The following is a 26,753-nucleotide window of genomic DNA, read 5'->3' on the forward strand; positions in this document are numbered from 1 at the left end:
CAGTTAAATCAATAAACTACCGGTAGTGTAATTATTACTTTTGTTCCCTTTCCTTTGTTGCTAAAAATATTTATTCCGAAAGAATCGCCATACATGAGCTTTATTCTCCTATGAACATTATATAAACCTATGTGTTGACTTTCATTGTCATTGAAATTTAAGCTCGTAATAATTTCGGATAACCTTTCATCATCAATACCCTCACCATTATCCTCAATTTCTATAAACAGTTTATCCTTATCTGTATAGCAATTTATTTCCACCTTTAAATATTTCTTTGTCATAAATCCATATTTGATACTATTTTCAATTATTGGTTGTATTATGAGTTTCGGTATTATGCAATCTTTTGCGGTCTCTTGAAGAATTATGCTGTAATCAAAATTATCTTCGAACCTATATTTTTGTATCATCAAATAATCTTTTATATATTCAATATCCTCAGTTAACTTAACTTTGCGGACATTATTGTTGATGCTGTATCTAAGCAGGTTAGATAGGGAAACAATTACCTTTATGGATGCATCCTTATCAGTTTTAACTAAGTATTTTAACATTTCTAAAATATTGAATAGAAAATGAGGATTAAACTGTGCTTCCAGCTGCTTTAGCGCTGACAGCACTCTTCTTTCAGCCTCCTCCTTATTTTTTTCCATTAATTCTTTTACTTTTATAAGCATTTTATTATAATGATCTCCTATAAGCTCAAATTCATCCTCTGTATTTATGTTAACTACTGTGTCTAGATTTCCTTTCTGTACACTTTTTATAGCCCGGAGCAGTTCGTCTAAAACTTTAGTCTTACTAGCTGCTATTCTACCGGCTATTATAAACATGGTTATAAATAAAATAATGAAAAGGACACTTAAAAATATTTCTCCAATTATATATATTTTTTTGATAAATCCCACAGGGGTTATAGTATGCACATATACATTACCTTCTAAAAGAGAGGATCTATATTGATATAGTTCTTTATCTTTAGAAATATCCCTAAGTTTTCCTATACTATCTAAAAAGGCATTATTGCTTGAAACAATGTTGTTATCATACCTATCAGTAATAACGGCGTGATGCCTTGTATTATTGCTTATTACCTTGTTTAATTCATTCTCTAAAATATCAAAAACTACAAAACCTATAGTTTTTCCTGAGGAATCTAAAACCGGTTTTCCGATAGAATAAATAGTTCTGGTACTTGAATCCAGTTGGGTTCTGTTTAACATCAAAGTAGTATCATTAAGATTTTCCTTCATCCTTTTAAATATTCCCCAAATAAATAAATCATCATTTTCTGCATATTGGGGAATAACAGCGGAATTGCTTATAAGTACTTCACCTTTATCATTGTACACATAAAACATACTTCTGATTTTTTGCTTGTTTACTGTATTATAAAACCGTTCATAAATTATATGTTCATTATGGTTGCCGGATATGACATCTTTTATCTCCTGCCACTGGCTTAGAAACTCCACTTCTTCTATATACTTATTGAATTCTGTCCTTACAATTTGAGCTATTTGAGCATTGTATTTCTTATTGCTATTCTCAACTAAAATCTTACTACTTAGAAAGATCAGGTTATAAAATATAAAGGATATAAAAATAATGGGGACTATGGTATAATGAAGAAATGCCATTCTAAGTTCCTTTTTAAAGAACTTTCTTTTTCTTTCATTCATATCAAGTCCCCCTTATCAATATATTGCTTTATTTATCTTATAAACTGATTTCTTTCTTTCCACTGAGCTTAAAGAATATAAGCAAGGAAATTATTGTAGTGGCGGTTAATATAGTTGACAAGGCTGCTGCTGTACCGTAGCTAGCTCTTATAACTTCTGTATATATAGCTACAGACATAGTTCTTGTCTTACCAGTATAAAGAATTACAGAAGCACTTAACTCATTAATTACTGTAATCCAGCTTAGTATAGCTCCAGATAAAACTCCTGGCAACATCATAACTGCTGTTACCTTGAAGAAGGTCTTCATAGGTGAATAACCTAAGCTTATAGAAGCTTCCTCAACACTTGGGCTTAACTGATATAGTATAGCAGCACTGGATCTAATTGTATATGGTAATCTTCTTATTACGTATACTACTACAATTATAGCAAAAGTACCTGCTATAGCTAATGGTTTTTTATTAAAGGCTAAAAGTAATGTTATACCAAGTACTGATCCCGGAATGATATATGGGAACATTGTTATTGTGTCCAGTAAGGATGTGAACATATTCTTTTTTCTTACAGAAACATAGGATATAAACATTCCTAGCAATACTATTATAAAAATAGCTATTATACCGTAAGTATAAGTATTTGCTATGGAGCTTCCAAGCTTGTTAAGTACTGTTTTGTAGCTGTTTAATGAGAATTCCCTTACAAACATGGAACCTCTTGTCTTTAAGAAAGATGTATAAATAACTGTTGCTTGAGATATTATTGCTAAGCCTACTACAACGTATACATAAAGATGAGCTAATACATTTTTATATCCCTTTAGTTTCTTAGGTTGTATAGGCTTTAATGAACTCATAACGTAGGACTTTTTATTTACTACATATTTTTGTCCTATAAATATTACAGAAGTAATTAATATCATCAATACACTAAGAGCCGCTGCAAAATTAGCTTGTCCTCCAACTTCACTTATAAACTCAGAGTATATTAATACTGGCATTGTTCTATAACCTTCACCTATTAACATTGGTGTTCCAAAGTCTGCTAGACAGTTCATAAATACTAACAAGGAACCTGCTAAAATGGTTGGAGTTATAAGTGGTAATATTATTGTTGCTACCTTTCTAATTCCATTACATCCAAGGCTTTCTGCAGCCTCTCCTAAGGAAGCATCCATCTTTTTAAGAGCACCGGAAACATACATATAAATGTAAGGGAAAAGCTTCAAAGTGAATACTAACAAAATTCCAGTGAACCCATAAATGCTTGGCACTTGGAATCCAAAGGTATTTGAAAAGAACTTAGTTACAACACCGTTTCTTCCAAGAAGTAGGATCCAGGAATATGCTCCTATGAATGGTGGAGATAATACTGATAGGATTATTAACACTTCAACTAATGACTTAAATCTAATTTTTGAAGTAGACATAATGTAGGCCAATGGTGCACCAATCAATATTGCAAGAATTGTTACTAATATGGTTACAACAAAACTGTTAATTAAAGTTTGATAGTAATACTTTTTTGAAAAGAACTGTGCAAAATTTTTAAGGGTAAAGGTTCCGTTTTCTACATCCTTAAAACTTTGTACGAAAAGTGTAAACATTGGATAAATCAAGAACACTACGAATACTAAAAAGCATAATATGCTTATAGATGTCCAGAAGTCTAATTTAAATTTTTTTCTACTTTTAGCTTTCATACTTATTCACTCCATTTATCAGACTTTCTACTCCTAACTCATTAAAGACATTAATTCTTTTAGCATCAACCTCTAAGGTAACCCTATCTCCTGTATTGTAAATATGTTCATGGTCGCTAGACTCCTGTGATACTTCTATTATCTGTCCATTCTCTAGCTCTACTTCGTAATTTACATATCTGCCTAAGAAAGTACTAAAATGTACTTTTCCTTTTATACCTTTTCCATTTTTTGATAAAACAAACTCTTCTGGTCTAACGGATATTACTACATTCTCCTTATCCTTAACCCTACTGCTTAAGTTTGTCATAGGAAGCTTGTAACCTCCTGGGAAAACTACTGCAGTACCTTCATTGTCTACGGTCACTTTTCCTTCGAACAAATTGGAATGTCCAATAAAGGTTGCTACAAAGGTGTTAACTGGTCTTGTATATATTTCTTTTGGTGTACCAATCTGCTGTATTACTCCCTGATTCATAATAGCAATTCTGTCAGATACAGCCAAAGCCTCTTCCTGATCGTGAGTAACATATATTGTTGTAATACCAACTTTCTTTTGAATATCTCTAATAGCAGTTCTCATTTCTACTCTCAATTTAGCATCTAAGTTAGAAAGAGGTTCATCCATAAGAAGCACTGTTGGATGAATTACAATAGCTCTAGCTAAAGCAACTCTTTGCTGTTGTCCTCCAGAAAGTTTATCCGGTAATCTATCCTTATACTGTTCAATCTTAACTACCTTTAAGATATCATCTAAACGTTTCTTCATTTCTTCTTTGCCAAGCTTTCTTAGCTTTAAGCCGTATTCTACGTTTTCATATACTGTCATATGTGGGAAAATAGCATAGTTCTGAAATACCATACCTATATTTCTTTTGTGAGCTGGAATGTCATTTATCACTTTACCATTGAAACTTATTTCACCATCTTCTATACTGTTAAAACCTGCTACCATTCTAAGCAAAGTGGTCTTTCCACAGCCAGAAGGTCCTAGAAGTGTGAAAAATTCACCCTTTTCAATTTCTAAAGACAGTTTTGGAATTACTACATTATCATCATACTTTTTTACTATATTATCAAACTTAATAGTTGTACTCATTATCTTTTCCTCCATATTATAAGATTTATTAAGTCCCTACGAAACGAGGGGGGTAACCTTAATGATTTCGTAGGGACCTTTTACTAGTTTGATGTGAATATATCTTTATATTTATCCATTATTGCTTGTTTATTTTCATTTACCCAATTTTCGTCATCTTCAATAAGGTTAATTTCTTCCATTGTCTGTAAACCTTCAGCAGGTCCAACATCTTTTCTTACGGATCTTCTGTTAAGTTCACTTACAACTAAGTTCTGAGCATCTTTACTTGTAACAAAGTCTATGAATTTTTTAGCATTTTCCATGTTCTTTGCATTTTTAATAATAACAACTCCATCTGGCTTTGCAATAGTACCTTCTTTAGGATAAACGATTTCAACAGGAGCACCATCTTTTACGTACTTTACTGCTGCTTCTTCAAAAGTTAATCCTACTGTGTATTCACCATCACCAACACCTTTATAAACAGCTGATGAACCACTTAGTAACTTACCATCTAAGTTAGCTGTTAGCTTAGCAACATAGTCCCAACCCTTTTCTGGGTCTCCATTACCCATTGCATAAAGCTGATTTACAATTTGCTCAAAGGAAGAAGATGATTTAGTTGGATCTGCATTAGCTATCTTTCCTTTAAGAGCTGGATTTAGTAAATCTTCATAACCTTCTATTTTTATATCTCCTATAAGATTTTTATTAACCATTATAACGCTTGGTATAACTGTAAATCTTGTAATGTGACCATCTACGTTCTTGTATTCGTCATATACATATTCTTCATTTACAGATTGATATTTTTCAAATAATTCCTTCTTTGGTTCTAGTGTTGATAAAGAACCTCCCCAAAGAATATCACCCATTGGGTTATCTCCTTCAGCCTCAACTCTCTTTAAGAGCTCTCCGCTACCGGCTGCTACAACTTCTACCTTAACGCCAGTCTGATTTTGGAATTCGTTTACAATTGGGTCAATAAATTCTAGTGGATGTGGTGAATAGATTACCAAAGATCCTGCGTCTTTACTACCTTCTCCGCCGGTCTCCGCTTTATTACTACAAGCTCCTAAAGAAACCGCCATAACCGCTGCAACTAAAACTGATAAAGCTTTTTTCATGTTAATCCTCCTCATTTTTTAACAATGCCTTGATCTTGCATCAAGAATGTTAACGTTTTCTATGATTAAATAATATACCAAAACCTTTATATCGAAAATACCATAAAACTATTATAATATCCGAAAAACTGAACCAAATATCTTGTTAAAATATGGTTCTTAATATATGAACTTTCCCTCTGATTTAGTAATATCAAGCTTTAATCAACTATAAAAAGCCCATTAAGTTAGTCCTTCTCCATATACATGTAAACATTCTTATAGCTTTTTATAAGCAATACTTACTTAAAAGCATACAAAAAAGTCCTTGATTATATTTAATCAAGAACTGCAAATGTTTCAATCATCTCTCTTATATCATGGAATTTGGCAAAGGAAGAACTATCGTCCTGAAGCTACCTTTGTGCAATATAACATTGTGTTTCTGAATTTTCTAAACTATTGAAGATATCTATTTAGTATCTTTCATTAAGTACAGCATCAATATTTGCAAGTACTTGTATTAGTTTTTCAAAATCAAATTCTTTTTGAGTAAATTCATCTTTTCCATATGCTCTTGTATTATCATATCTGAAAGTAAAAATTAAATCTTCTTCTAGAAAGTATCTTCCAATATGCAGTTGCATAATATATTCAATAAGTTCATTTTTTCTTTTATATATGTAATCATTGAAACCGTCTTTAATAACATCTAAGCCTTTGTCCATATTGGATAAAGCTAAAAAGTCAGTAATCATTATCCTAATCCAATTTATATCTATAATTGATCCTTCCTCTTTTGAAACTTCTTGTATATTTGTAGTATTAAGGAAAAATAACATAGATCAAAGAAAAAATTATTTAGAAACTAGTTAATGATAGGTTATTTTCTACTTTAGAATAAAAAAAGAGCCTCAATAAAAGGCTCTTAATTAGTCTTTGAAATTTATATCAAAACAAGTTATTAAAATTATGATTTATCATCCTATGACTAACGATATTAAATCCCATTTTTTTATAAAAATTTATTGCATCCTGATTAAATTGCCAAACATTTAGTTCAACCTCTGACACTTTGTTAGAATAAATCCAATTTAAGGCTTCATTAAACAATAACTTTCCGATACCTTTCTTCCTATATTCTTCTTTTACATATAAACTATCAATATAAGCAAACTTCCTTTTTTTCAATATATTTATATCAGGGGTTTCTTTTATATATACTTGGATTAAGCCTATTATTTTAGAATTAATTACTGATACATACAAGATAGATTCTTCTTGCTCTATTAAACTATTTATGTATTCAATTGATCGGGAAGGTCCCTCATATTCAGAAAAATACTGTGGTAAACTATTTCTATGATAAGTATCTAACTCTTCGTATAATTTGCAGATTTCTTCATAATCAAGCTTTGTAGCTTCTCTTACAATAACATTCATAAAATTATCACCTCTAACTTCCTTAATAATTATAGTAAGAATATTCTACAACTTATCATAAGCCTATATTATTAATAATTATATAACAACTTTGCTTCTAACAATAGTGTTTTATACCATATATTTCATACATTCAACTTATCATAGCATATTTATCTACAAATCTCTATTATTTTTTGAACTATAGATTGCTTATCAAAACTTTATGCCAAAACTAGCATAATTTATCATTATTTACCATATATAATCAACAGTTACAAAATAACAAGAGGCCAATAGCGAATATAGAAAGAAGGTTGGTAGATGCAATGCTAGAAGATCAATCTTTAAGCCCTTCAGTTAATTGCAGTAAAACTAAAGTTACTAAAGTAAAAAAAACTAAGAAAAAATATGTTATGCCCCTATTTCGTCGTTTAGTAAACAAAAGCTATATAGTTGTGAATTGCGGAGTAATTACTTATAGACAAGTGACAAAGGAAGCGGATTACTTTTATGTGTTAAATAATATCACTAAAATAACAGAGGAAAAAAAATATATTCGCTTATTTGGTGATTTTTTAAAGTATACTATAGAACATTCTTTTATTAATCTACCAGGTTATGGCACACCAGAATCCATATCTACCATTGATATTCCAAAGTCCTTTGCTAATATGAAGGAGTTAATAAACTATATAAAAGAAAATTTAAATTACAACAATTAAAAAAACACCTCTAGCCACGGTACAATACTCTTTACCGCTGCTAAAGGTGTTTTTATTTAATTACTCATTATCTTGATACTTATGCCACACATATCCATAAGCCTTAACTCCATCTTCTTCTCTTTCTAAGTAAACTCCTTGTATTTCAGGTTCAAAGCCTGGAAATTGATTTATGCCTTCTTCCAGAATTAGGAAGTATCTTTGTGCTACTTCGTTCCATCTCTCTCCCGGAACAACACAGAAGATTCCTGGAGGATAAGGCAAAGCCCCTTCTAACGCTATCTCTCCAACTATATCTCTAAGTGGGATTAACTTTGCATTATTTCTTACCAATTCCCAATTAGCTTTCTGAGGATGCATAGCTATTTCCGGAAAATAAGCTTCTTGAAATAATTTCTTTTGGTAGTCTTTCGCCTGTTTTTCCTTATAGAAATCATGCATTTCTTGGCAAAGCCTTCTTATGGTGTAACCTTTATATCTATCTATATGGTTATGATAAACACTAGGCAATACTTCCTTTAAAGGTGCATCTTTCTCAATAAGCTGTTCAAATCTTACCAATTGTTCTACTAAGGCATCCATTTTAGCTTTCCCTTCTGCAGGTGTTAGGATAAATAGTATAGAGTTTAAGTCATTCTTCTCAGGAATTATTCTATTATCTCTTAAGTAATTGGCCAATATAGTGGCTGGTATACCAAAACTATCGTATTCACCAGTTTTAACGTCAATTCCCGGTGTGGTCAACATAAACTTGTTAGGATCTACAAAATATTGATTTTCTCCGTATCCTTCAAAGGAATGCCACTTTTCACCAGGAACAAATTTAAAAAACTCAATATTGTTAGCAATCTCTTCAGTATCGTAATCCTCCCACCTCTTGCCTCTTACAATAGGCGGAATAAAAGGCTTGATCATTGAACATTTTTTTAATACAGCTTTTCTAGCCTCCACTCCTAATTTTATACACTCAATCCATAACCGCTGTCCTGCTTCCCCTTCCTGCATTCTTGCATTAACATCTAGTGATGCAAACAAAGGATAAAAAGGACTGGTGGAAGCATGTAATCTAAATACATTGTTAAATCGTTTATGATCTACATAACGTCTTTGCCCCTTTATATGGTTATCCTTTTTATGTATCTGTGATGCCTGGGAAAAACCTGCCTGTTGCTTATGAACAGATTGAGTTACTATTATTCCTGGATCTTCCGGCTTTAAATCAAGAAGCAATGGCGAACAGTCCTTCATCATTGGAATAAACTGTTCATAGCCAACCCAAGCACTATCAAACAAGATGTAGTCACAAAGATGACCAATCTTATCCACCACTTGTCGTGCGTTATATATAGTACCATCATAGGTACCTAGCTGAATAACCGCCAACCTAAAAGGTCTTTTCTTTTTAGATTTTTCTAAATCCACCTTGGCAGCCGCTTCTCTAAGATACTTTTCATCAAAGCAATGTTCATATATTCCACCAATAAATCCAAAGGGATTTCGAGAAGTTTCCAAATAAACAGGATTACCCCCTGACAATACCAAAGCGGCATTGTACACCGATTTATGGTTATTTCTATCAAAAAGAACCAAATCTCCTGGAGATACTATAGCACTGATAGCTACTGTGTTAGAAGTACTAGTTCCATTCATAACAAAATAGGTTTTATCTGCATTGTATACTTTTGCCGCATAGACCTGAGCCTCCATAGCTGGTCCTTGATGTATCAGCAAATCACCTAGCGCTACATCCGCATTACATATATCTGATCTAAAAATCCTTTCTCCATAAAATTCATAAAGATATCTTCCTGCTGGATGTTTACGGAAATACTTCCCTCCTTGATGTCCAGGACAGTTAAATTGTAAATTACCTCTTTCCACATAACCACTTAAAGTTTTAAAGAAAGGGGGAAGCATCTTTTCTTCATATTCATTAGCCGCTGCCTCTATTTCTTTGCTTAATCTCTCCTTATCAATATTATCAATAGATACTAGACTATAAAGCATTTTTAAAAAATCTTTAGTATATTTGTCAGTATCCTTTGAAAGTAAAAACACTGGAATACCTAACTTTAAATTATATACATCCTTAGCTAAATCTTTATCTTTGTCTGTTAAAACAACCGCTGCAGCATCTATATAATCTGTATTCTGAACTGAAACTATCTGTCTATTTGTACTAAAAAACTTTTTAGAAGCTTCCGTGCAAGCTATTTTTAAGTGTTCCATGGCATTTTCCCTTTCACTAATGAAATATAATAATTTATCTTGCTATCCTATTGAATTTTATAGTTTTTACTACTATCTTTCAATATTAATTTTTCTATAATTTCGTACTTTTATAAATTAATTTAAATTATTTGTTATTTTCCTTAGATAATTAGTGTAATGAAAACTTATATTCATTATAAAAGCAACCTAATTTTAAAAAATTAGGCTGCTTTATAATGGATTAAGAATTAGTTCCCTTTTTATTAATTAAGGTTGGTAGTCCCACTTTCATTAACATAGAACCTACAGGAAGTGCTATAATAATCCCTGCAGAAGCCTGCCATAAGTTACCTGGCACATCCTTTAGTGCAGCTGCAAAACCTGCCGCTAAATTTGGTTGCCTACCTAAAATTAAACTTGCCACAAAAGCTCCTGCCACAAAGTAGGCAGCTGTCATCCACAAACCTGCTACAATAAAGCCCAAGGCGTTATTCCATACCTTTTCACCTTCATAGTCTTTTCTAAAAGCTATGGAAGCGGCTATAATAGCCATTACAGCTTTTATTACTATAGTAAAGGGTGCCCAAATTGGCATGTATAATATATCTGCCAATCCCATCCCCATAGCGGAAGCTACTGCACCTTTTTTCTTCCCCAAGAGCAAGGCTGATAAAAGTACCATGCTGTCTCCTAAATGTACGTATCCACCAAAGGTATTAATTTTTATAGAATAGGTAGCTACAAAAACTATAGCAGCCATCAATGAAGTAATTACCATATTACTAACATGGTTACTGACATTATTATCACTCATCTTTATTCCCCCTTATTTAGAAAATTATTCATATGATTTCGAAATCATATTTCTATTATATACCAGCATAGAAAACTAGCAAATGTACCGGTACAATTTGTATAACCTCAATCCTTAATCATGGAGGTAACCTAAAAAACCTGAGATAATCTCAGGTTTAATAATTTCATAGCCTTATTGTATTAATTTTCAATAAATCTTACTAATTCATTATTGAACTTCTCCCATTGATCATAAAACAATCCATGACCAGAGAATTCAAAGGGTACTAATTTGGAATTCCTTATACCTTGTGCCTGAGCCTCAGCCAAGGCAAATGGCACAACCTTATCATGAATTCCATGGAGAATTAAAGTTGGGCGACTTATTTTCCCTAAATCATAAAACAATTCTTCCTCTCCTAGCCAGGTATTGGCTACAGCTGCTGTAGCCCAAGAAGCAGCTTGCAGTCCCAATTGTAAAAACCATTGGTTGAAAGGTTCTGTTACATTTTGATAAAAGAATATTTGACCAAAGTTTTGCAACATTTTAGGTCTGTCTTTATATGTGCCTTCTATAATATTAATTACAGTGTCCCTATCTATTCCATAAGGAAAATAGGGTCTTTTTATCAAACTAGGAGCTGCTGCTGCAAACAAGGCTAGCTTAGATACACCATACTCCTTATGACGGGCCATATACCTAATAGCAATAGCTCCCCCTGTTGAATGACCACATAATACAAAATCCTTTAATTTAAGTTCTTCAACTACCGCTCTTACATCATCAGATAATCTGTTATAATCATATCCAGTAAAAGGTTTATCAGAATAGCCAAATCCTCGAGTATCTATACCTATACACCTATAGCCTAGCTTAGGTAACTGATTAAATTGATACTCAAATAGCTTATGACTGCCTGGCCACCCATGTAAAAATAAGATTACTTTCTTACCTTCAGGATTCAGGTCCTCTACAAATACTTTTACCTTATCTTCTACATTAATAAAATAACCCATTTGCCCCTCCGCAAAAATTATCCAATATAGATAATATTCACTAATTGGCAAATGAGTTACTATAATGTGAAACTATACTTTTTACTTAAATACATTTATATACATTTGTTTTATTTCGCTAATTAACGGATATCTTGGATTTGCACCGGTGCATTGATCATCAAATGCTTGCTCTGCCATATTATCAAGAGTTTCATAAAATCTAACTTCGCTTACCCCTGCATCATGGATGGTCTTTGGTATATTAACCTTTTCTTTTAACTCATCTATTGCCTTTATTAGCAGCTCAATTTTCTCATCTTCATTCTTCCCACCTAATCCAAGATAATCTGCTACACGAGCATATCTCCATTTAGCATTTGGGTATTTATATTGAGGGAAAGCCGCTTGTTTTCTTGGATTGTCCACAGCATTAAACTTTATTACTTCATTGATCAGTATACCATTAGCAACACCATGAGGTAAATGATGGAAAGCTCCAAGTTTGTGAGCCATTGAGTGACATACTCCTAAGAAGGCATTGGCAAAGGCCATTCCAGCCATAGTTGAAGCGTGGGCCATTTTTTCCCTAGCCTTAACATTAGTAGGACCTTCATTATAAGCCTGTGGCAAATATTTAAAAATCAATCTTATAGCCTCAAGAGCTAAACCATTAGTATATTCTGATGCCATAACAGATACTATAGCTTCCAAAGCATGGGTGAGAGCATCTATACCGGAAGCGGCTGTTAGTCCCTTTGGCATATCCATCATAAGTTCTGCATCAACAATAGCCATATCTGGAGTTAGCTCATAATCTGCCAGTGGATATTTTACCTCAGTTTTTTCATCGGTGATTACTGCAAAAGGTGTTACCTCCGAACCTGTACCAGCAGAAGTAGGTATAGCAACCATAATAGCCTTTTCACCCATCTTAGGGAAGTGGTAAACTCTCTTTCTTATATCCATAAATCTCATAGCTAAGTCTTCGAATCTTACCTCTGGATGCTCATACATTACCCACATAATCTTAGCAGCATCCATTGGTGAACCTCCACCAATAGCTATTATAGTATCCGGCTTAAAGTTTTTCATTTCTGCTGCACCCTTTTTAGCGGTAGCTAAAGTTGGATCCGGTTCAACGTCGAAAAACACCTTAAAATCTATCTTTAGTTCATCCAGTATATCTGTTACCTTTTTTACAAACCCCAAATTATACAGTACTTTGTCTGTTACAATAAAGGCTCTTTTCCTATTCATTTCTGAAAGCTCTCTTAAGGCAGTAGCAAGGCAACCATATTTAAAGTAAATTTTCTCAGGTACTCTAAACCACAACATGTTTTCTCTCCTCTCGGCCACGTTCTTTATATTCAAAAGATGCTTAACTCCTACATTTTCTGATACAGAGTTACCACCCCAAGAACCGCAACCTAGAGTTAAGGATGGTGCTAGTTTAAAGTTGTATAAGTCTCCTATAGCTCCCTGAGAAGATGGCATATTTATAATGGTTCTTCCGGTTTTCATAGTAGCGCCAAACTTTGCTATTCTATCTCTTGATTTAACTTGATCTGTATATAATACAGAAGTATGCCCAAAGCCACCATGCTCCACTAATTTTGCAGCCTTATGCAAAGCTTCATCAAAGTCCTTAACCCTGTAAGCAGCTAAGATTGGTGATAATTTCTCATGGGCAAAAGGTTCTTCTAGTTCTACAGATTCTACCTCTCCTATTAAGACCTTAGCATTATCCGGTACTTCTATACCAGCTAACTGGGCTATCTTATAAGCTGATTGACCAACAATATCAGGATTTAAAGCACCATCTCTAATTAATATATTTCGAACCTTATCAATTTCATCTTCTTTTAATATATAGGCACCTCTTTGGGTAAACTCTTCCATAACTTCATCATATACAGAATCTATAATTATAACAGATTGTTCTGAAGCACAGATAACTCCATTATCAAAGGTTTTGGAAAGTAAAATTGAATTTACTGCCATTTTAATATGAGCTGTTTCATCAATAATAGCCGGTGTGTTACCAGCCCCAACACCTATGGCCGGTTTTCCTGATGAATAAGCTGCCTTAACCATTCCAGGTCCACCAGTAGCTAATACTATATCTGCTTCTTTCATTACCATAGTAGATAAAGCAAGAGAAGGCTCATCTATCCAACCTATGATATTTTCTGGAGCTCCAGCCTTTACCGCAGCTTCTAGAACTATTTTAGCAGCCTCTATAGTTGACTTTTTAGCTCTTGGATGAGGAGAGAAAATAACTCCGTTTCTTGTTTTTAATGCTATAAGAGCCTTAAATATAGCTGTAGAAGTAGGATTAGTAGTAGGTACTACCGCAGCTACCACTCCTATAGGTTCTGCTATTTTAACAATACCAAAAGACTCATCTCTTTCAATAACACCACAGGTTTTTTCATCCTTATATTTATTGTAAATATATTCTGAAGCAAAATGGTTCTTTATAACCTTGTCTTCAACAATACCCATACCAGTTTCTTCTGTAGCCATCTTTGCTAATCTTATTCTGGCATTAGTAGCAGCCATAGCAGCCTGTCTGAAAATCTCATCTACCTGTTCTTGGCTATAAGTGGCATACTTTTTTTGTGCCTCTCTAACCATTTCAATTTTCTGTTTTAATTCTTCACTATTAGTAACTCTCATGATTCATAACCTCCTTACACATGTATTATTTGCATATCCCTTAAAGAATATAAAATCAAAGAGGATTGTTATTTTTTTAACATTTTCACTTAAAAAATTTTACCTTCTTTTGCATACTATTAGTAATTATTATTATAGAAAAATTAAAAAATATTTTTTAAAGAAAAAGCAAATATGACTTCATTAATAAACCTTATATAAAAAGTGATTTTCTTTAATTTCACTTTACCATAATCTGCATCAAAATTCAAATTCATCTAATAAGATTCAAGTCATCTCTTAACATATTGTTAATCTTTTAACAATTACATTGTACTATAGTTTCATTATACTGTCAACCCTTATTTTTGATCCATAAACAAAAGTATATAAATTTAAATTTTAGTAATACTAACAAATGGAGGTGTTGTTAATGACTATTAGTTTAACTACAAAGGAAAGATATTTGCTAGAAGATCAAAAGAATCATGAAGCTATTTGCATAGAGAAGTATAATAACTATGCTAATTTAGCTCAAGATCCACAGCTTAAAGCCCTATTTTCAAATCACGCTAAAATAGAACAAGAGCATTACAATACAATTCAACAGTTATTAAATGGTCAAGTTCCATCATTAGGTAATCAACAAGGGGGAGCTAACAATCAACAAGTGCAGCAACCTCAAGTAAGCAATAGCTTCCAGCCACAAGTAAATACTCCTAACTATAGTACAACGGATAAAGATTTGTGTACAGATATGCTCATGACAGAAAAGTACGTATCCAGTACATATAATACTGCAATATTTGAATTTAAGGATACTCAAGTTAGAGATGTGCTAAATCATATTCAAAAAGAAGAGCAAAAACATGGAGAAGCAATTTTTAAATACATGGAAAGCAAAGGAATGTATCAAGTTCAGTAAATTATTTATAATCATTTTACCAACAGCATATAATAGAATTTTAAAAGAAAAGGTATAAAAATTAATAACTTTATACCTTTTCTTTTATTTTATACCTCTTTCTTAAATGATCACCGATTCTACTAGTAAAATCTCCGATAACAATCACAGCCCCATGACCTAAATCTTGCATCTGCTTTATTTTTCTTAGAAGCACTGCATGACCTAATTTCATATATCCTATCTATAACACATTTTAATGTCAATATTTATAATAGGAAATTTCAACTATTAACTAAAAAAATAGTCCTTATTATTTAAAAGTAAGTCTTAATAACCTTTTAGTGTTATTGACACTCTTACCCATGGTTGATAAAATATTCACATATTCAAGATAGGGGTGTAACGCATGAAGGAACTTATTGACAAATTATATAAACAAAATAATCTAACAAAAGAAGAATTACTATACTTATTAAATAATCTTGATGATGAAAGCAAGGAGTACCTTACTCTGAAAGCTCATGAAACTCGAATGGCTCACTATGGTGATAAAGTATATATGCGTGGTCTTATAGAATTTACAAACTACTGCAAAAATAACTGTCTTTATTGTGGTATACAAGCATCTAATAAGAATGCTCAACGATATCGTTTATCTTTGGAGGATATACTGAATTGCTGTTCTATAGGCTATAAACTTGGTTATAGAACCTTTGTATTGCAAGGTGGTGAAGACCCATACTTTACCGATGATAAAATAATTGAAATTTTACATAACATAAAAGATAAATTTCCAGAATGCGCCATAACCTTATCTATAGGTGAAAAGTCCTATGAATCCTATAAAAAATTTTATGACGCCGGAGCGGATAGATATCTTTTAAGGCATGAAACTGCATCTAAAAAGTTATATGATAGTCTTCATCCTAACATGTCCTTTGAAAACAGAATACAGTGTTTAAAAAATTTAAAGGAAATTGGTTATCAAGTTGGTGCAGGTTTTATGATTGGACTACCTAATCAAAACAATGAAGACGTAGTGGAAGACTTAATCTTTTTAAAGGAATTTCAGCCCCATATGGTGGGTATCGGCCCTTTTATTCCTCATAAAGACACAATTTTAGCTAAGGAAAAAGGTGGTACTTTAGAAACTACAGTAACATTGCTGTCCATAATCCGATTGTTACTTCCTTCTGTACTCCTACCTGCTACTACTGCTCTCGGTAGTATTCACCCCTTAGGTAGAGAAAAAGGGATAAAAGCTGGTGCTAATGTAGTTATGCCTAACTTATCTCCTACCAATGTTAGAGCTAAATATTCTCTATATGATGGGAAAATATGTATTGGAGACGAAGCAGCAGAATGTAGAAGATGCATAGAAAACAGAATAATTAGAGCAGGCTTTTCCGTAGACATGAGTCGTGGAGATAATATAAATTGGAGGCGAATATAAATGAATAATACACCTAATGCTAACAGGAAACATATAGCTATTTATGGTAAGACAAACTCTGGCAAGTCCTCTCTTTTAAATGCCATAATAGGTCAAGAAATTTCAATAGTTTCAGATTTAGAAGGAACCACCACTGACCCAGTAAAAAAGGCTATGGAACTTATACCTTATGGTCCAGTACTTTTTATTGATACTGCTGGTTTAGGGGATAATAGTGAAATTGGTAATTTAAGAGTAGAAAGAACCTTAAAAGTGCTTCAAAATACTGATTTTGCTCTCTATGTTTTAGATGTAAAAGATAAAGATCTGTCTGTTTATAAGGATACCCTAAAACTATTTAAAAAATATAACATTCCTTTTATGACAGTTATTAATAAAATAGATACTGCCACAGAGGAAGAATTAGAATCTGCTAAGGAAGAACACAAAGATGCGGTTTTTGTTTCCGCTTTAAAAGAAGAGAATATACTTGATTTAAAGGATGAGCTTATAAAAAGGCTACAAAAAGAAGAAGAGGATCCCCCTTTGATTGGAGATCTTATTCCTTATAACGGTAAGGTAGTAATGGTTGTTCCTATAGATTCAGAAGCTCCAAAAGGAAGATTGATTCTACCTCAAGTACAATTGATCCGCGACTGCTTAGATCATGGCATAAAAAGCTACGTTGTTAGGGATACAGAGCTGGAGGAAGCTTTGAAGGATCTATCTGACATAGATATAGTAGTAACAGATTCTCAAGCTTTTAAAAAGGTAAGTGAGATAGTACCACCTAATATTAAACTCACAAGTTTTTCTATACTGCAGGCTAGATGTAAAGGTGATTTAAATACCTTTATTGAAGGTGTTAAAAAAATAAAAGATCTAGATGAAAACTCAAAAATTTTAATAAGTGAAAGCTGCACACACAATCATTCTCATGAAGATATTGGCAGAATTAAAATACCAAGACTTTTAAACCAACATGTTGAAAAAAAACTAAATTATGAATTTAAAATGGGTCATGATTTCCCGGCAAATTTAGAAGACTACGACCTTGTTATACACTGTGGCTCCTGCATGTTAAACAGAAAAACTATGCTGACAAGAATAGCACTATGTAAGGAAAAAGGTGTAGCCATTACTAACTATGGAATTATACTAGCTTATTTAACAGGAATATTGGACAGATCTATTGAATTTATAGAGAGCAATTAACTATGCTTTTAGCTTATAAGGACTGGCTTTCTTAATTTTAATATACAAAGGCCGTAGTATTAACTGCTAATACTACAGCCTTTGTTTTATCTCTCATTTCCATAGAAAAATACTTTAATATTCTACTTAATCCTTAAAATAATCGGTAAAAAGCTCTGACCACTTAGTAGCATAGTCGCCTACCGCCCATTGATTTACCACTATTTGCTGATTGCCATCAATATCTATAGTCACAGCAGCATTTTCCAAGCCTTCTGCAGGATTATTGAATACCATTAATTTATTATTTGTTAGCACTATTAATAGATCCTCATTTGGAGAAGATACAGCATCAACAGCCTCTGGAATCGCTTCTAAAATTTCTTCCCACTTTAGGCATAAACTATCATGAGATACTAAAGCTTCTGGAACATCACCCTCATAATCCACATAATCCTCTACAGTATAAAACCAACTTCCATTACCCTCATGGGTAAATTCATTAAAAACTGGTATTGAAATTGTCCATCTACCTCGTTTTCTTTTTAAAACTAAATTATCTAAATCCATTACTCTTTTTTTCTTTATAAAATCAAACTCTTCATCATTGTTATTAGAGTTTTTGGATTTAAAGTCTTCTGCAATCTTAATTAATTCATTCTGCTGAGCTTTACTAAGCATATCAAATAGCTTAGTTTTTTCTTGTCTTTTACTACTATCTCCAAGGCTTTCGATATTATAAAATTGCATGGCATTAAAACCGCTCCTAAAGGTTCCACCACCGGTAATATAATCATCAGTCATGATAGACACATATTTGTTTCCAACATATATGGGCCATTCCACATGAAAATTAAAGGGATTTAGGCCATTATCCTCGAGATACTCCTCTTGAAAGGACTTCTCTGTAAATATTCCCTTTCTTTCCTGGCCTAATATATTACTATTAATTGCTTTAAAGTTGTAATAATAACTATATTTAAGATAAAAATCTTCACTATCAATATTCTCATTTTTTTCCTTAAGTTCAATGCTATCGTTATATAATTCGTAAAAATTATCTCCTACTGGTGTTACTAAGGCATCTTTCTTTTTCTTAGTTGCAATCTTACCATCCTCGGAATATATCCAATAGGAGGTATAAGTATGGGCAGCTTTTCCTCCAATACCTTCCTCATTGTCATCTTTAGTAGTAGCTGTAGATAAACCTATGAGAACTCCTGCTTTATTAAAAGTGTTTGCTCCCTTGCTATTATTAACTTTTTTATTTACTTCTTCACTGTTCTTAGTACAGCCTAAAAAAATAGTCATAAAAATACCTAATATTAAAGTAACTATTATTATGTGTTTTTTCTTCACAAAATTTATCTCCTTTAGTTTTATAGTGTGGAAAATTTATTTATCTATTTTCCAGCTAATTATATATTAAATATTATTTATTATTTATTTTCTTATCTTCTTCAAGAATATGCTTCAATATCCATTCAAATATAAAAGCCAACAAATCCTTTAAGTAACCATCTTGATTTTCATCGATTTCCTTTAAATCAACTTCATTAATCTTTTTTATAAAGTAATCATGTTGTGCTTTTTGGCTTAAAAAACCATTATAAGATACAGATTTCATGTATTCTTCTTCGTAATGAAAATGATATAAAGTATACTGTCTTAACTCTTCAATAATTTCAATTATATTGTCGTACTTGTCCAATTTAAAATCATCATATAATAAATCATAAGCCCTATTACCAATTTCAAAAAGATGCTTGTGCTGTTCATCTATCTTTTCTATTCCTATACAATATTCATCTTTCCACTTCAACATATCCATCCTCCTTAATATCATTCATTTACTATTGTTTATTATAATACAAGTACTATAGTATTTTAAAGTATTACGTGGAAATATTTTATTACAAAATAATTATATGTATATTTTTAATTTTTCTTATAATCATATATTAGTACACAAAAAAACATTTCATCCTTCAGGATAAAATGTTATTTATTATCAATTAACTTATTTGATTTTAATAATTATAATTTTTCTTTATATCTACTCCATGTTCTGTTTTTTCTATGTATACATTACCAACTAAAAAGGAAAAATCTTTGCTTGCAACAAATTTAATGCCTTCTAACTCATAGCATTCATCATCATCTTTTTGCCTATCATAAACCATTTCCATTTCTGCTGTACCACAACAAACCTCACATAATTGAAATCTTACAGCATTCTTCTCTTTGTCTTTTAAATAATCTTTTAAATATTCTATAGCTTCTCTGCTAGCTATAACCTTCATGCTAATCCCCCTATAATTTAAATTATTTCTACAATTAATTTACTTCCATCAAAAAAACTTCTCCATCTTCCTGACCCATACCACCTCAATTATCTACGAAATAGAGAATCCACTTATAGGTATTATAATTAATATATATTATACCATAAGATCTTATTATATATTAACTAAAGGCACCAGAAAAATACCTTCCTAGTGCCTTTACTTTGAATTACATATTTTTATTGAATCATATAATTTTTATACCTAAATAGACGGCTCAAAAGATAAACAAAAAATATAAAAAAACCACCGGCTACAGAAGTTATAGGAACATACCAAATATTCTCTATAGAATCTATTAATACTTCCCTAGGATTGCTCTTATTATAGCGAAAAGTTACCTTTTCACCTAGCTTGCTTTTTTCCTTTTTATCCGGATAAATACTTGTGCCAACTACTTTTTCTCCTGTTTCCTTAACAGTAAAGCTAACTTTAGGATATTTATAATTCCGCCAGCCATCATGTCGTTCTAAGATAATGTCATAACCTATTATTTCCCCTGCAGTAACCTCACTGTTCCTTATGAAAGATATTACTTGAGCAAACTTAAATAAACCATATATTATAAGGAAAGAGGAAACAAAGATTACAAAGGCCTTAATTGGATCTATTATTTTCATTCTCCTTCTCACCAACTTTTAATTAGTTGCCATTTATACTAGCTTATGCAAATTAAGACGAAGAAGGAACTATTTCTTCCAAAACTGCCTACTAAATAGAAGAAGTAAAGGATATATCTCTAATCGACCTGCAAGCATACAAAAAGACATTACCAATTTGCTAAAGTCTGAAAAGGATGAGAAGTTACCCATAGGTCCTACTTCTCCTAAGCCTGGACCAACATTGCCTAAAGTAGTTGCTACTGCAGAAATATTAGTTATCATATCCTTTCCATCCAAAGATACTAATATCAATGCAACAAAATAAATAAATATATATATTACAAAAAAGCTTGAAATTGCCGATAAAGTGCCCTCATTTACTGTTTTTCCACCATATTTTACAGTGGACACTGACTTTGGATGAATTATTTTATGGACTTCTCTTTTAACAGACTTAAATAATAGTAGTATTCTTATATTTTTAACAGATCCAGCTGTGGAGCCAGCACATCCACCAATAAACATTAATATTAACAATATAGTCTTACTAAAAGTTGGCCACTGATTAAAGTCTGTACTAGCATAACCAGTAGTAGTAATTATTGTAACAACCTGAAAAGCAGCTTGTCTTAAAGATTTCCCAAAACTATGAAAAATATTAACATTTAGATTAAAAGTAATTAAGATTGTAGCCACTAAAACAATAACAGCATATAATCTAAATTCTTCATCCTTAAGGAAATCTTTTATATTTCCTTTAATAGCTAAGTAATACAAGGAAAAATTAATACCACAAGAAAAACAGAATATGGTTATGATAATTTCTGCAGCTAAATTATTATAATAGCCAACACTCATACTTTTGTTAGAAAATCCACCTGTACCTACTGATCCAAAGGTATAAATACAGCAATCATATAAAGGTAAGCCACTAATTTTAAGTAAAATTATTTCAATAATGGTTATTACAATATATATTTCATATAGTATTATAGCAGTTTTCTTCAACCTAGGTACTAATTTCCCTGGATTAGGACCAGGACTTTCTGCCTTCATTATCTGCATATTTCCTGCTCCTATATTAGGTAATATAGCCATGGTCAGAACTAATATTCCCATTCCGCCTATCCAGTGGGTAAAGCTTCTCCAAAAGGTTAATCCTAATGGAAGAGCTTCTACATTTGTTAAAATACTAGAACCTGTAGTTGTTAAACCTGATACAGTTTCAAAAAAACAGTCAACTAAAGACGGAATTGCTCCACTGAAATAAAAAGGCAGTGATCCAAAAAAAGATGCTAAAATCCATCCAATTGCTGCTATGGCAAAACCATCTCTTGCATATATAGTTTTATTTTTGGGTTTAATAAAGAGGCTACATAAACCAATAATTAGCAATATTCCAATAGTATATAAAAAGGCAGTTACATCACTACCTTTATACCAAATTGCTACCCCTAAAGAAGGAATCATTGCCAATGCTTCACATATTAATAATATCCCCAATTCTTTTAATACCATTAAGTAATTCATTTTGTAATCCTCCATTTGCTTTAGATATCAACTCTTTAGGTGTGGATATATTCTGCTTTTTAGTTATAACGATTATCCTATCACCTGCCTTAATAAGATCTTTACCATGAGGTACTACAACTTCTTTTCTTCTTACTATAGTAGCAATAATTGTATCAGACACTATCTTTATATTTTTAAGAGGTTTATCAATAAGTCCACTGGATTTATCTACTGCAAATTCTATAACCTCAGCTTGTCCGTCAACAATTCTATGTAAAGACTCTACAGATTTTCCCCTTACAAATTTTAAAATAAGATTTGTTGTTATTTGCTTTGGACTAATTACCGTATCTAAACCTAAATGAGTAACTATATTATCATAATTGGTTCTACTAACCTTAGTTATAACCTTTTTTACTCCTAAATTTTTAGCAATTAAGGAGGCCATAATATTTTCTTCATCAATACCTGTAACCGCAATAAATCCATCTATTGTATCAATATTCTCTGATCTTAATACCGCTTCATCGGTACCATCATCATTAATTATAAGAGCATTAGGTAATTCATCTGCCAGTTCAAGGCATCTACTACTATTAATTTCTATTATTTTAGTATTTATACCCATTCCAACTAGAAGTTTGTACAAATAATAGGTTATTCTTCCTCCACCTACAATAATAACATTCTTAATTTTGTCTGGATTTTTTCCATGGTACTTGCAAAAGCTGTATACACTAGAAGGATTACCAATAACATATATATGATCATTTTCCTCAATTACTGTGGATCCATTTGGTACAAGCACTTTATTATTTCTTACTATTATTCCTATAAGAACCGTTGACTTTGATTCCTTGTCTATATCTGCTATAGTTTTACCAATTAAGCCCATGCCTTCTCTTACTATAAAATCTACCATTCTTACTCTGCCTTTAGCAAAGTTCTCTACATTAATGGCAGAAGTAAATCCCATAGAACGAGCAATTTCTTCTGCTGCAGCAAACTCAGGATTTATTACAAAATCCAAACCTATCTGATCTTTTATTATAGATAGCTCCTGTGAATATTCAGGATTTCTAACTCTTGCTACCGCTTTTTTTGCTCCTAACTTTTTGGCTGTTAAGCAACAAAGCATATTTACTTCATCACTACCAGTAACTGCAATTATTAGATCAGTATCTATCACTCCAGCTTCCATAAGAATGTTAGTGCTGACCCCATTACCTTTTATACACAAAACATCTAAGTTTTCATCGGCCTTTGCTAAAGCATCAGCATCCTTATCAATAACAGTTATATCATAATTTTGATCCATAGCTAAATTTTCTGCTAATGTATATCCAACCTTACCGGCTCCAACGATAATGATTTTCATTAATATTATCCTCCTTCTCTAGTTTTCTACTAGAGGCAAACTATAATTCCATATGTCATTGAATTTATTAGTAATCTTTTTAACTACTTCCTCATCATTAGTAACTACGCAATATTCAAAATTTACTTTAATAGTGCCATTGTGATAATGCTTAGATGAAAAGGAAAGAATTAGAGCATAATTTCCTATTACCACTATATTGCTTCTATATTTACTATTAATCTTCATATGACCGCCTGCACTACAGATCTTGTTAATATAGTTTCTTGACACTATACCATTTCTTCCTACCATTGGTATTATAATTTTTGACTTCTTTATATTATCTGTAATCAAAGTCCTTTCAATAATTTCTTGATACACTTCGTTATCAAAGGTTCCTGATATAAGGACTTCAGACACAGCTTCTTTTCTTAGTAACTTTTCTATATATTCCTTTAATTCCTCAACATGATCTATATAAAAAATAGCTCTTTCCATATAAATCCCCCCTTTTAATCATAGAATCATGACCTTAATTCTACATCACTCACCTCTCATCATTCAATGGCTATAAAAAAACAGAAAACAGGAATTGCAAGAGCAATTCCTGATTTACTTAAATTTATACCTACTTTCCATATATTTTCTTCTTTTCTTTCTTCTTATTGAACGTCTAATACTCTTTCTAATAAGTAGGAAAAGATAAATTAAAAGCAATATTATAATAATCCAACTAAATAATCCCTTTCCTAAAAAAACTTTAGACTCTGTTGAAAAAACTAAATTAATCCTAGCTTCCATACTTTTAGCTGCTATAAGGTTAACCTTTCCAATAGAAACTCCATTTTTTATGTATTCTACAGTACCAAGTACTTGACCCTGTTTTATAGGAGCAGTTATATTTGTATTTATATTTTTTACCTTTTCTATCTTCAAGTTATTTTCTCCTATCGGTAAAACAGCCTTTAGATCCTCTTCTGCTACAAGTGGAAGTTTATCCCCATCTTTGGACTTTGCTACAGAAACTGTTTCAATAACATCATTTTTCTTTACTACACTTTCCATGGTGTAATTGCCAAAACCATATTCATACAAGGCTTTAGTGTATTGAAATACAGCATTATTACCATCTTTTACATTCATAACCGCTGCTATTAATTCCATTCCCTCTTCATTTACAGCGGATGAAATAAGATTATTACCTGCTCCACTAGTATAGCCTGTCTTTATACCAGTAACAGTATATGTATATTCTTTAGAATCCTTAGAATATTTATATTCATTATTGTCCCACAAAAGCTTATTGCTTGTTCTTAAAGGCGGCCATTCCGTATGCTTGTTAGTTGCTGGTAATTCATTATAATATTCTTGTTTTACAATTTCCCTAAATTTAGGAATTGTCATAGCATGCTTTGCCATTAGTACCATATCCCTGGCGGTAGTTAGATGCTTTTTATATTCTTCTGTATCATCCATACCACAAACATTATAAAAGGTAGTATGTGTAGCTCCTAACTCCTTTGCACGCTGATTCATTCTTTCTATAAAAGCTTTTCTAGTAGGATAAACATTTTCAGCTATGATATTAGCGGTTTCATTTGCTGATTTCACCATCATAACATTAAGCATATGCTCTAAGGTAAGATTAGTTTCACCAGCCATTATGCCTATATTCATTCCACCGTCTCCAATATCAAATACAGCTTCTTGAGAAACTGTAACTTCCTTATTTAAATTCCCTTCTTCTAGAGCAATTATAGCAGTTAGTAATTTAGTGGTACTAGCGGGACGTATTAGAGCATCCGCATTATTTTCAGCTAAAACTAGTCCAGTTTTCGCATCAATTAATATATAAGAACACTCACTATTAATATTAAGTGTATTATTTGAAACAGCTTGAACTCTTTTTATAGGAAACATAAATAACATAAGAATTATTAATAAAAAACTTAATCTCTTCATAAGCTCCTCCTAAGTATGTGATTCCAACCTCAACTATAAACTTATACATGCCTAAAAGTTAATGAAGATTCACTATTTTCAGACATGTATAAGTTAAATCTCACTAATGGTATCCTATATAAAACTAATATTATAAAGATTAATTGTAGATATAAAAATTTGTACAAATACTATATTAAATTAACTATGAACTTTTGTAAAATGTAAATATTTGCAACAGTTAAAAACAGTCATTACTTATTTCCATCCGTAGCCGTTTGTATAATTATTTCCTACAGAATAAGGCTTTATGCCTCTAATGCAAGCATTATCCTTCTATATTCCATCCATATGCCAGACATAACCTGGTACCCTGGTGTTACAATTGACATAGCTTCTTTGACACCATAAATTTTAACAATTTCCCAAGCCAGCAAACAGAATTTTTCTTGTATAGTTGTCATAGCACTCTTAAGTTTATTAGGTAAAATATTACAATTTGCTTTAGCTAATGCTCTAGAAAGATTATAAAATATATCAATAAGGCCTGAAGCATATCTGTATACTGAATTAATTCTAAACTTTATCTCTTCTTCTGCACATTCTAAGTAATGAACCTTGAGAATTAAAGGAATCTCTTGGCACATATCATCTATAAGACATAAGTATTTAATTATATCTTTATTATATTTAAATTGTGGTAACTTAAGTATATCCTTTAGTGCTTCCATTGCCATCTCAGAGCATTCAGTAATTTCTTTAAGCAAATTATTAATAATTATCATAATAAACCTCCTGGCCATGATGACACATATTAATATAATATGAAGATGTTTATTTTGTGTTAACGAAAACCAGGATATATCATAATTCGATTTTATTTTACTACAATATATAATTATATACAAAATCCTGCTTATTACAATGAATCAAAAGCAGAAAAAAGTAGATAAGTATATATTCTTTAATATTTATTCACTAGCATAATTTCTATAAATGTATTTCACTGCACTTAAAATAGTTGCTAAATATATAAAGCTTTCCCCATTGGCTATTTACACATAAAAGCATAGATT

At 31.7% G+C, this 26,753-nt stretch carries 23 protein-coding genes and 1 pseudogene; 4 read left to right on the forward strand and 20 right to left on the reverse strand.

Annotated elements, in window-relative coordinates:
• Positions 1-8: 8 nt before the first annotated feature.
• The 6 genes from N3C_RS05920 to N3C_RS05945 form a co-directional block, all read right to left on the reverse strand.
• A complete protein-coding gene (locus N3C_RS05920; protein ID WP_074365136.1) occupies positions 9-1,685 on the reverse strand; it encodes a sensor histidine kinase in 1,677 nt (558 codons plus the stop codon).
• 37 nt (positions 1,686-1,722) lie between these two features.
• Positions 1,723-3,387 (reverse strand): ABC transporter permease, encoded by a 1,665-nt coding sequence (locus N3C_RS05925; protein WP_074365137.1) that lies wholly within the window; start codon positions 3,385-3,387, stop codon positions 1,723-1,725.
• Positions 3,377-4,486 carry an ABC transporter ATP-binding protein gene (locus tag N3C_RS05930; protein ID WP_074365138.1) on the reverse strand — a complete coding sequence of 370 codons (1,110 nt, stop codon included), beginning with the start codon at positions 4,484-4,486 and terminating at the stop codon, positions 3,377-3,379. Before N3C_RS05930 ends, N3C_RS05925 begins: the two co-directional genes overlap by 11 nt.
• A gap of 83 nt (positions 4,487-4,569) precedes the next feature.
• A complete protein-coding gene (locus N3C_RS05935) occupies positions 4,570-5,595 on the reverse strand; it encodes an ABC transporter substrate-binding protein (protein ID WP_074365139.1) in 1,026 nt (341 codons plus the stop codon).
• A gap of 455 nt (positions 5,596-6,050) precedes the next feature.
• On the reverse strand, positions 6,051-6,416 hold the full coding sequence (locus tag N3C_RS05940; RefSeq protein WP_143312611.1) for a hypothetical protein: 366 nt from the start codon (positions 6,414-6,416) through the stop codon (positions 6,051-6,053).
• A gap of 109 nt (positions 6,417-6,525) precedes the next feature.
• On the reverse strand, positions 6,526-7,017 hold the full coding sequence (locus tag N3C_RS05945) for a GNAT family N-acetyltransferase (RefSeq protein WP_074365141.1): 492 nt from the start codon (positions 7,015-7,017) through the stop codon (positions 6,526-6,528).
• Between the two features lie 308 nt (positions 7,018-7,325).
• Between N3C_RS05945 and N3C_RS05950 the strand changes: the two genes are divergently transcribed.
• Positions 7,326-7,721 carry a hypothetical protein gene (locus N3C_RS05950; protein ID WP_178377777.1) on the forward strand — a complete coding sequence of 132 codons (396 nt, stop codon included), beginning with the start codon at positions 7,326-7,328 and terminating at the stop codon, positions 7,719-7,721.
• A 60-nt stretch (positions 7,722-7,781) separates the two neighbouring features.
• Here the strand turns inward: N3C_RS05950 and speC are convergent, their stop codons facing one another.
• The 4 genes from speC to adhE all read right to left on the reverse strand — a co-directional run bounded on the left by speC (position 7,782) and on the right by adhE (position 14,405).
• Positions 7,782-9,950 (reverse strand): ornithine decarboxylase, encoded by a 2,169-nt coding sequence (gene speC / locus N3C_RS05955; RefSeq protein WP_074365143.1) that lies wholly within the window; start codon positions 9,948-9,950, stop codon positions 7,782-7,784.
• A gap of 223 nt (positions 9,951-10,173) precedes the next feature.
• A complete protein-coding gene (locus tag N3C_RS05960) occupies positions 10,174-10,746 on the reverse strand; it encodes an ECF transporter S component (protein WP_074365144.1) in 573 nt (190 codons plus the stop codon).
• Between the two features lie 182 nt (positions 10,747-10,928).
• On the reverse strand, positions 10,929-11,744 hold the full coding sequence (locus tag N3C_RS05965) for an alpha/beta fold hydrolase (RefSeq protein WP_074365145.1): 816 nt from the start codon (positions 11,742-11,744) through the stop codon (positions 10,929-10,931).
• An 81-nt stretch (positions 11,745-11,825) separates the two neighbouring features.
• Positions 11,826-14,405, reverse strand: coding sequence for a bifunctional acetaldehyde-CoA/alcohol dehydrogenase (adhE, locus tag N3C_RS05970; protein WP_074365146.1), 2,580 nt, complete (start codon positions 14,403-14,405; stop codon positions 11,826-11,828).
• A 412-nt stretch (positions 14,406-14,817) separates the two neighbouring features.
• Here adhE and N3C_RS05975 point away from each other — a divergent pair, with 412 nt between their 5' ends.
• Positions 14,818-15,309: a spore coat protein gene (locus N3C_RS05975; RefSeq protein ID WP_074365147.1), complete on the forward strand. Its 492-nt coding sequence runs from the start codon at positions 14,818-14,820 to the stop codon at positions 15,307-15,309.
• Positions 15,310-15,418: 109 nt separating this feature from the next.
• On the opposite strand, the pseudogene N3C_RS14830 reads toward N3C_RS05975, so the two are convergent.
• A pseudogene (locus N3C_RS14830) lies at positions 15,419-15,517 on the reverse strand (hypothetical protein); the annotation flags it as partial.
• Positions 15,518-15,697: 180 nt separating this feature from the next.
• Here N3C_RS14830 and hydE point away from each other — a divergent pair.
• Both hydE and hydF read left to right on the forward strand, forming a co-directional pair.
• Entirely contained in the window at positions 15,698-16,744 is a 1,047-nt protein-coding gene (hydE, locus tag N3C_RS05985) for a [FeFe] hydrogenase H-cluster radical SAM maturase HydE (RefSeq protein WP_074365148.1), read from the forward strand.
• The gene (hydF, locus tag N3C_RS05990) at positions 16,745-17,938 is read left to right on the forward strand and encodes a [FeFe] hydrogenase H-cluster maturation GTPase HydF (RefSeq protein ID WP_074365149.1); all 1,194 of its coding nucleotides are present in this window, start codon (positions 16,745-16,747) and stop codon (positions 17,936-17,938) included. It abuts the gene before it with no gap.
• A gap of 126 nt (positions 17,939-18,064) precedes the next feature.
• Here hydF and N3C_RS05995 read toward each other — a convergent pair whose 3' ends face one another.
• The 9 genes from N3C_RS05995 to N3C_RS06035 all read right to left on the reverse strand — a co-directional run bounded on the left by N3C_RS05995 (position 18,065) and on the right by N3C_RS06035 (position 26,462).
• Positions 18,065-19,276: a hypothetical protein gene (locus N3C_RS05995; protein ID WP_074365150.1), complete on the reverse strand. Its 1,212-nt coding sequence runs from the start codon at positions 19,274-19,276 to the stop codon at positions 18,065-18,067.
• Positions 19,277-19,349: 73 nt separating this feature from the next.
• The gene (locus tag N3C_RS06000) at positions 19,350-19,742 is read right to left on the reverse strand and encodes a bacteriohemerythrin (protein WP_074365151.1); all 393 of its coding nucleotides are present in this window, start codon (positions 19,740-19,742) and stop codon (positions 19,350-19,352) included.
• 205 nt (positions 19,743-19,947) lie between these two features.
• On the reverse strand, positions 19,948-20,220 hold the full coding sequence (locus N3C_RS06005; RefSeq protein WP_074365152.1) for a hypothetical protein: 273 nt from the start codon (positions 20,218-20,220) through the stop codon (positions 19,948-19,950).
• 221 nt (positions 20,221-20,441) lie between these two features.
• The gene (locus N3C_RS06010) at positions 20,442-20,882 is read right to left on the reverse strand and encodes a DUF3592 domain-containing protein (protein WP_074365153.1); all 441 of its coding nucleotides are present in this window, start codon (positions 20,880-20,882) and stop codon (positions 20,442-20,444) included.
• 69 nt (positions 20,883-20,951) lie between these two features.
• On the reverse strand, positions 20,952-22,394 hold the full coding sequence (locus N3C_RS06015; RefSeq protein ID WP_074365154.1) for a TrkH family potassium uptake protein: 1,443 nt from the start codon (positions 22,392-22,394) through the stop codon (positions 20,952-20,954).
• Positions 22,345-23,754 (reverse strand): Trk system potassium transporter TrkA, encoded by a 1,410-nt coding sequence (trkA, locus tag N3C_RS06020; protein WP_074365155.1) that lies wholly within the window; start codon positions 23,752-23,754, stop codon positions 22,345-22,347. Before trkA ends, N3C_RS06015 begins: the two co-directional genes overlap by 50 nt.
• A gap of 18 nt (positions 23,755-23,772) precedes the next feature.
• Complete coding sequence (locus N3C_RS06025; protein ID WP_074365156.1) at positions 23,773-24,234, reverse strand: hypothetical protein; 462 nt, start codon at positions 24,232-24,234, stop codon at positions 23,773-23,775.
• A 114-nt stretch (positions 24,235-24,348) separates the two neighbouring features.
• On the reverse strand, positions 24,349-25,698 hold the full coding sequence (locus N3C_RS06030) for a D-alanyl-D-alanine carboxypeptidase family protein (protein ID WP_074365157.1): 1,350 nt from the start codon (positions 25,696-25,698) through the stop codon (positions 24,349-24,351).
• 287 nt (positions 25,699-25,985) lie between these two features.
• Positions 25,986-26,462, reverse strand: coding sequence for a hypothetical protein (locus tag N3C_RS06035; RefSeq protein ID WP_074365158.1), 477 nt, complete (start codon positions 26,460-26,462; stop codon positions 25,986-25,988).
• Between the last annotated feature and the right edge of the window lie 291 nt (positions 26,463-26,753).

Origin of the sequence: Clostridium sp. N3C, from assembly GCF_900095445.1 — a bacterium.
Classification (GTDB): domain Bacteria; phylum Bacillota; class Clostridia; order Clostridiales; family Clostridiaceae; genus Clostridium_AU.